Below are 7,270 nucleotides of genomic sequence, written 5' to 3'. Positions count from 1 at the left end.
CATTGCAATCGCGGCGGTCCGGCGTCCCGGTGAACCTGCTCCCACAGGGTCCGGCGAACCACAGAGATCATGACAAAGCCTTAAATTCAATTTATTGATATCAATCAATTTTAAAATGCATAAATTACATAATTAGCATAGAAGAAAATGTGCTTTCACAGCACCCGCTTCTACAGCTTAAGGTCTAACCCACAGACCGACCCCTTTCCTGGCGGAGGCCGTTATCGACGACTGAAGCCGGGACTCCTTCCCGCGCTTCGTCCCACTTCTCCTCGGGAGCGAAGCATGAGCAAACGACAGATCAAACTCGGCGCAATGATCCACGGTGTCGGCCACGGCTGGGGCGAGTGGCGCCATCCCGATGCGCTGGCCGATGCCAGCGTCAACTTCGGTTTCTACAAGCAGCAGGCGCAACTGGCCGAGGGGGCGAAATTCGACTTCGCTTTTATCGCCGACAGCCTGCATATCCACGCCAAGTCCAGCCCGCACTACCTCAATCGCTTCGAGCCGCTGACCATCCTCTCGGCGCTGGCCGCGGTGACCGAGCATATCGGCCTGGTGGCGACCATCACCGTCAGCTACACCGAACCGTTCCAGGTCGCCCGCCAACTGGCCTCGCTGGACCATATCAGCGGCGGTCGCGCCGGCTGGAACGTGGTCACCTCGTGGCTGTCCGGCACCGCCGACAACTTCGGCAAGGCCGAGCATCCGCCCCATGCCGAGCGCTATCGGATTGCCAAGGAACACGTGCAGGTGGTCCAGGGCCTGTGGGACTCCTGGGAGGACGACGCCTTCACCCGCGACAAACAGAGCGGCGAGTTCTTCGATCCGGACAAGCTCCACGCCCTCAACCACCAGGGCGAGTTCTTCAAGGTCAAGGGCCCGCTGAACATCGCCCGCTCGCGCCAGGGCCAGCCGCTGATCTTCCAGGCCGGCACCTCCGAGGACGGGCGCAACTTCGCCGCACGCCAGGCCGATGCGATCTTCGTCAGTCCCGAGGGCTTCAGCGACGCCCGGGCTTACTACCAGGACCTCAAGCAACGCGCGCGCAATTTCGGCCGCAACCCGGACCAGTTGTTCATCCTGCCGGGCATCCGCCCCATCGTCGGCGTCGATGCCGAGGACGCCGAGCGCCGCTACCAGCAGGCGGCCGAACTGGTCAGCATCGACGACGCGCTGGTGGCCCTCGGCCGGCCGTTCAACGACTACGACTTCAGCGGCCATGACCTCGACGCGCCCTTCCCCGACCTCGGCGATCTCGGCAGCCAGAGCCACAAGGGCTCGTCCGACCAGCTCAAGCGCATCGCCCGCGAGGAAGGCCTGACCCTGCGCCAGGTGGCCCTGCGCTTCTCCGCGCCGAAGCGCGATTTCGTCGGCACCGCCGAAGAAGTGGCCAACGCCGTGCAGGACTGGTTCGAACACGAGGCGGCGGACGGTTTCATCATCAATTCGCTGCTGCCGGATGGCCTGCAACGCTTTACCGAGCTGGTGGTGCCGGTCCTTCAGGAGCGTGGCCTGCTGCGCCGCGAATATGAAGGCCAGACCCTGCGCGACAACTTCGGCCTCGCCGTGCCAGACAACCGCCATACCTTGCGTCGCACCCAGGAAGCGGTCGCCTGAACCGCCCCACTCACCCAAGGAACCTGTTTCATGACCCTAGAATTCATCGGCCTGATCGGCCCCCAGGAAGCCAGCGAATCCCAGGCCCCACGTGGTCCGGGTGTTGACCTCGAGTTCATCAAGGCCTTCGCCCAGGCCCAGGAATACGGCGGCTTCGACAAGGCGCTGCTGGCGGTTGCCACCAGCGCCGCGGACTCGCTGATCATCGCCAGCCATGTCGCCGCCTACACAGAGAAGCTCGGCCTGCTGGTCGCCCACCGTCCGGGCTTCCAGGCACCGACCTTCGCCGCCCGCCAGTTCGCCACCCTCGACCAGCTCAGCCGCGGGCGCGCCTCGATCAACGTGATCACCGGCAGCGACAGCGGCGACCTGCAGCGCGACGGCGACTTCATCGACAAGGATGCGCGCTATGCCCGTACCGAGGAGTACCTGGACGTGGCCAAGCAGGTCTGGAGCTCGACCCAGCCGTTCAGCCACGAAGGGACGCACTACCGCGTGCAGGACAACCTGACCCTGGTCAAGCCGCTGCAGAAGCCGCATATCCCGATCTACTTCTCCGGCGCCTCGGATGCCGCCGTGGAAGTGGCGGCCAAGCATGCCGACGTCTACATGATGTGGGGCGAGCCGCTGGAGCAGGTACGCGAACGCATCGCCAAGGTCCGCCGGGCAGCGGCCAAGTATGGGCGGGAGAAGCACATTCGCTTCAGTCTGTCGCTGCGGCCGATCCTGGGTGCTACCGAAGACGAAGCCTGGGCCCGGGCCGAGCGGATCCTGGCGGACGCCAAGGTGCTGCACGAGCAGCGTGCCGGCAAGCGCCGCGAGCTGAACGTGGGCAAGAACAACGTCGGCTCCTCGCGTTTGGTGGAGCTGGCCAGCCAGAAGGTGGTGCACGACAAGCGCCTGTGGACCGCCATCGCCGCACTGACCGGCGCCGCAGGCAACTCCACTTCGCTGGTGGGCACGCCGGATCAGGTCGCGGAGGCGGCGCTGGAGTATTACAACCTTGGCGTGACTACCTTCCTGTTCCGTGGCTTCGATCAGCTGCGCGATGCGGTGGAATACGGGCAGGAACTGTTGCCGCGCATCCGCAACCTGGTGGCGCAGCAGGCGCAGGGGAAGCGGGCGAACGGTTAGCAAGGAACCGCTCTTTGGGTTGCTGCCAATGGCCTCATCGCCGGCAAGCCGGCTCCCACAGGGTGCAGGTCCGACCATGGGATCTGTGCCCGGCGCAGTCCTTGTGGGAGCTGGCTTGCCAGCGATGAGGCCCTGGTGAACGACATAAAGACCAGGCGAAAAAAAACCGCCAGTAACCCTACTGGCGGTTCAAACGTAGCGCAGATATGAAGATATTGCCGTCGCACCCAAAGGGACCTACCAGAGGGGGCAGGCTCAGTATCCACGTCCAGTCCCCATGCCGCTTGCTTGTCCCTGCCAGACGCTTGCACCTCGTTGCCACCGCGCCGATTGTGCGGCACGGTGCTATCAACGTATTATCGAGAACAATTCACATTTGATATCACAGTGCATTGTCCTCCATGCCTCGATCCCCCTCGCCTTCCGATGTCGGCTGGCTCTACCAGGAGCACCACGGCTGGGTCCGTTCCCTGCTCAGGCGCAAGCTGGGCAACGCCAGCGATGCCGCCGAGCTGGCCCATGACGTGTTTGTCCGCCTGCTCGCCCAGCCTCGGGAATTTCCCAGCGATGCCCATGCCCGCGCCTGGCTGGGCTCGGTGTCGCGCAATGTGTGCGTGGATTTCTGGCGGCGTCGACGGGTCGAACAGGCCTGGCTGGAGACCCTGGCCAACCGCCCCGAGGCCTGCATGCCCAGCGAAGAACACCAGGCCATGGTCCTCGAAGCCCTGGGCCAGGTGCAGGCCATGCTGGAGAAACTGCCGGCGCCGGTGGCCGAAGCCTTCCTCCTCGCCCAACTGCACGGCCTGGGCTATCGCGCCATCGCCGAGCGCATGGGCATCAGCGAGCGCACGGTGACCAGCTACATGGCCAAGGCGATGTTCCAGTGCATGCTGCTGGAAGCCGAACTGGACGCGGCGCTGACGTGAACAACAGCCCACCCGACCACGCCATCCTGCAACAGGCCGCCGACTGGTACGCGCAACTGGCCGGCCAGCCCGATGACCGTGACCTGCGCCAGGCCTGGCAGCAATGGCATGGACAGCACGAGCAGCACCGCCAGGCCTGGCAGTTCGTCGAACGGGTCAGCCAGCGCTTCGCACCGTTGCACGACGATGCCGAGAATGCCGGCCAGACCCTCGACCAACTGCGCCGCCAGGGCATCGAGCGGCGCCGCCTGATGCGCGGCCTGGCGGCAATCGGCAGCGTCGGTTTCCTCGGTGCCCTGGCCTGGCGTCCGTTGCTGCGCGAGCCGCTGCTGGCCTGGCAGGCCGACCTGCGCAGCACGGTCGGCCAGATCGTCGAGCAGCGCCTGGCCGACGGCACGCGCCTGTGGCTGGCCAGCGACAGTGCCGTGGACGTGCGCTTCGATGATCGGCAGCGAATCCTGCACCTGTATCGCGGCGAGGTACTGGTCAGTACCGCCGGCGATCCGCGTCCGCTGCTGCTGCACACCGCCCAGGGCAACCTGCAACCGCTGGGCACGCGTTTCAGCGTGGCCCTGGAAGATCGCATCACCCATCTGGAAGTGTTCGAAGGACGGGTGCTCGCCCGCTGTGCCGAGTCGTCGGCGCAGCAGGAAGTGGCGGCCGGCTCGGCGATCAGCTTCGACGCCCGGGCCTTCACTGCGCCACTGCCCGCCTCCCCCGCCCGCGAGGCCTGGAGCCGCGGCGTGCTGCTGGCCGAGGACATCGAGCTGAGCCGCTTCGTTGCCGAACTGGGCCGCTACCGGCGCGGTTACCTGGGGCTCGATCCGGCGCTGCGCCACCTGAAGATCATGGGCACCTTCCCCCTGCACGATACCGACCAGGCCCTGGCCATGCTTGAACGCACCTTGCCGGTCAAAGTCCATCGCCGCCTGCCCTGGTGGGTCAGCATCGAACCGCTGGAAGCCGCCGCCGGATGAGCTCCTGAAAAAAATTCGCATTTGCCTTTCCGGTTTTTTCGACTCGCTCGATTCAAGCCAGTAGCAACTGCATCACGACTTTTTTCAAGGAACCCAGCATGTCGTCATCGTCCCGCCTTCGTCTCGATCCGCTCGCCCTGGCCATGGCCCTGGCGCTGCCGGCCCTGGTCATGCCCGGCCTGGCCGCCCACGCCGCCGAACAGCACCGCGTGCAAAGCTTCGATATCCCTGCCGGCCCGCTCAGTGCCCGCCTCAACCAGTTCGCCGAGCAGGCGGGCATCTACCTCAGCGGTGATACCCGCCTGACCGAGGGCAAGCGCGCCAACGCCCTGCGCGGCAGCTACCCGGTGCCCCAGGCGCTGGCGATCCTGCTCGGCGGCAGCGGCCTCGATGCCCAGGCCATCGGCGACAATCGCTACCTGCTGCAACCCGCACCTCAGGGCGGCTCGACCCTGGAACTGGGGGCGACCACCATCGATGCCCGCCGCGACTCGGCGACGACCGAAGGCAGCGGCTCCTTCACCTCGCCGGTGACCTCCATCGGCAAGGGCGACAAGCGGGTCAAGGACATTCCCCAGGCGGTCAGCGTGGTAACCCGCGAGCGCATGGATGAACAGAACCTGCGCTCGGTCACCGAGGCCCTCGGGCAAACGCCGGGGATCACCGTGGTGCCGTCCTTCACCGGCAGCCAGTTCTACTCCCGCGGTTTCTTCCTCAACAGCTTCCAGTACGACGGCGTACCGCTGGAGCGCCAGCTCTATGCCCGTGGCTCCAGCTTCAGCGGGCAGACCGCGATCTACGACCGGGTCGAAGTGCTGCGCGGCCCGCAAGGCCTGCTGGAAGGCGGCGGCGATCCGTCCGGCGCGGTGAACCTGGTGCGCAAGCGCCCGACCGCCACGGCGCAAACCCATCTCTCGGCCAAGGCCGGCTCCTGGGATCACTACGGCGCGCAACTGGATACCGCCGGCCCACTGGACAGCGAAGGCCGCCTGCGCGGGCGACTGGTGGCGGACTACGACACCACCGGCTCGTTCGTCGACGAAGTGGGTGCCGACAACCAGACCTGGTATGCCGCGCTGGACTTCGACCTGAGCGACAGCACCACCCTGGGCCTGGGCTACAGCCACGAACGCACCGACGCCACGCCCTACACCATGGGCCTGCCCAACTACAGCGACGGCAGCATGCCGCACTTCGGCCGCTCGACCTACCTGGGGACCCAATGGGACAGCTGGGACAAGCGCCAGGACAGCTACTACCTGGACCTGACCCAGCAACTGGACGACAACTGGAAGCTCAAGGGCAGCCTGGTCAATGTCCGCGAGTTCAACGACTTCAAGTACCTGCAACGACGGGGTCGCATCGACTCGGCCAGTGGTTTTTCCGGCGATGCCTATGCCTTCGACTACTTCTCCGAGCACTGGGGCGGCGACCTGAACGTCACCGGCGACCTGCAACTGTTCGACCGGCGCCTGGGGGTGACCGTCGGCGGCAACTACTCGCGCCTGAAAAGCCATGATGTCTGGGGCGCGCGCTACAACGTGGTGCGGCCGCTCAACGTGTTCAGCTACGTGCCCAGCGCCGACGAGCCCAGCGATGCCTCGATCTATGCCGCCAACAAATGGGACGACGGCTATACCTCGACCCAGAAAGGCCTTTACGCGGTGGGTGACTACCAGTTGAGCGAGCGCCTGTCGCTGATCCTCGGCAGCCGCCTGTCCAGCTTCCGCACCGTGTTCGACTCCGACGGGCCGTGGGGCGTCAGCCGCGCCGAAGCACGCAAGAGCGACAAACTGACGCCCTACGCCGGCCTGGTCTATGCCCTGAACGACGAGTGGAACGCCTACGCCAGCTACACCGAGATCTTCAAGCCGCAGACCCAGCGCACCGCCGCCGGCGCCATCCTCGAAGCGCGCACCGGCAGCAGCTATGAAATCGGCCTCAAGGGCGAGCACGCCGGCGGGCGCCTGAACACCAGCCTGGCCCTGTACCAGATGGAACAGGACAACATCGGCCTGGTGGATTCGGCAGTGGACTCGGCGACGGCCACGGCCATGTGCGGCGGCACCTGCTATGTACCGTCGGGGACCATCCGCAGCCGTGGCTTCGAGGCGGAGATTGCCGGCGAGGCGGCCGAGGGGCTGGAGCTGTATGCGGCCTACACCCTGAACCTGATCAAGTATCTGGACGAAGAGCCAGCGACCACCGCGGCAAACATCACCGGTACCACCGATACGCCGAAGCATATCCTGCGCACCTGGGCCAACTATCGCTTGCCGGGCGAGCTCAAGCAGCTTTCGGTCGGCGGCGGGGTCAATGCCCAGAGCCGGGCGGCAGGCTATGGCTACTACGGCCGCGAACAAGGCGGCTATGCGGTGTGGAACGCGCGGCTGGCCTATGACTTCGACGAGCACCTGACGGCGGCGCTGAACCTCAACAATGTGTTCGACCGGCGTTACTACAAGGCCATCGACTATGACCACAACTTCTATGGCGATCCGCGCAATGTGCTGATGAGCCTGGATTATCGGTTCTGAATGATGGGTTGACTGCCCTGACCTCATCGCCGGCAACGCCGGCTCCCACAGGTATCGCGTACACCGCTGAACCTTG

The 7,270-nt window shown here is 65.5% G+C and carries 5 protein-coding genes; all 5 read left to right on the top strand.

Features of this window, described 5'->3' with window-relative positions:
- The first annotated feature begins 285 nt into the window (after positions 1–285).
- The 5 genes from ACODSK_RS31880 to ACODSK_RS31860 all read left to right on the top strand — a co-directional run bounded on the left by ACODSK_RS31880 (position 286) and on the right by ACODSK_RS31860 (position 7,194).
- Positions 286–1,620 carry an LLM class flavin-dependent oxidoreductase gene (locus ACODSK_RS31880; protein ID WP_489022027.1) on the top strand — a complete coding sequence of 445 codons (1,335 nt, stop codon included), beginning with the start codon at positions 286–288 and terminating at the stop codon, positions 1,618–1,620.
- A gap of 30 nt (positions 1,621–1,650) precedes the next feature.
- Complete coding sequence (locus ACODSK_RS31875) at positions 1,651–2,754, top strand: LLM class flavin-dependent oxidoreductase (RefSeq protein WP_489022025.1); 1,104 nt, start codon at positions 1,651–1,653, stop codon at positions 2,752–2,754.
- Positions 2,755–3,155: 401 nt separating this feature from the next.
- Positions 3,156–3,680: a sigma-70 family RNA polymerase sigma factor gene (locus ACODSK_RS31870; protein WP_489022023.1), complete on the top strand. Its 525-nt coding sequence runs from the start codon at positions 3,156–3,158 to the stop codon at positions 3,678–3,680.
- Positions 3,677–4,657: a FecR domain-containing protein gene (locus tag ACODSK_RS31865; protein ID WP_489022021.1), complete on the top strand. Its 981-nt coding sequence runs from the start codon at positions 3,677–3,679 to the stop codon at positions 4,655–4,657. The genes ACODSK_RS31870 and ACODSK_RS31865 overlap by 4 nt, the downstream gene beginning before the upstream one ends.
- 98 nt (positions 4,658–4,755) lie before the next feature.
- The gene (locus tag ACODSK_RS31860; RefSeq protein WP_489022019.1) at positions 4,756–7,194 is read left to right on the top strand and encodes a TonB-dependent siderophore receptor; all 2,439 of its coding nucleotides are present in this window, start codon (positions 4,756–4,758) and stop codon (positions 7,192–7,194) included.
- The last annotated feature ends 76 nt before the right edge of the window (positions 7,195–7,270 follow it).

The organism is Pseudomonas sp. FG98 (genome assembly GCF_057808595.1).
This window is presented reverse-complemented; position numbering and strand designations above follow the sequence as displayed.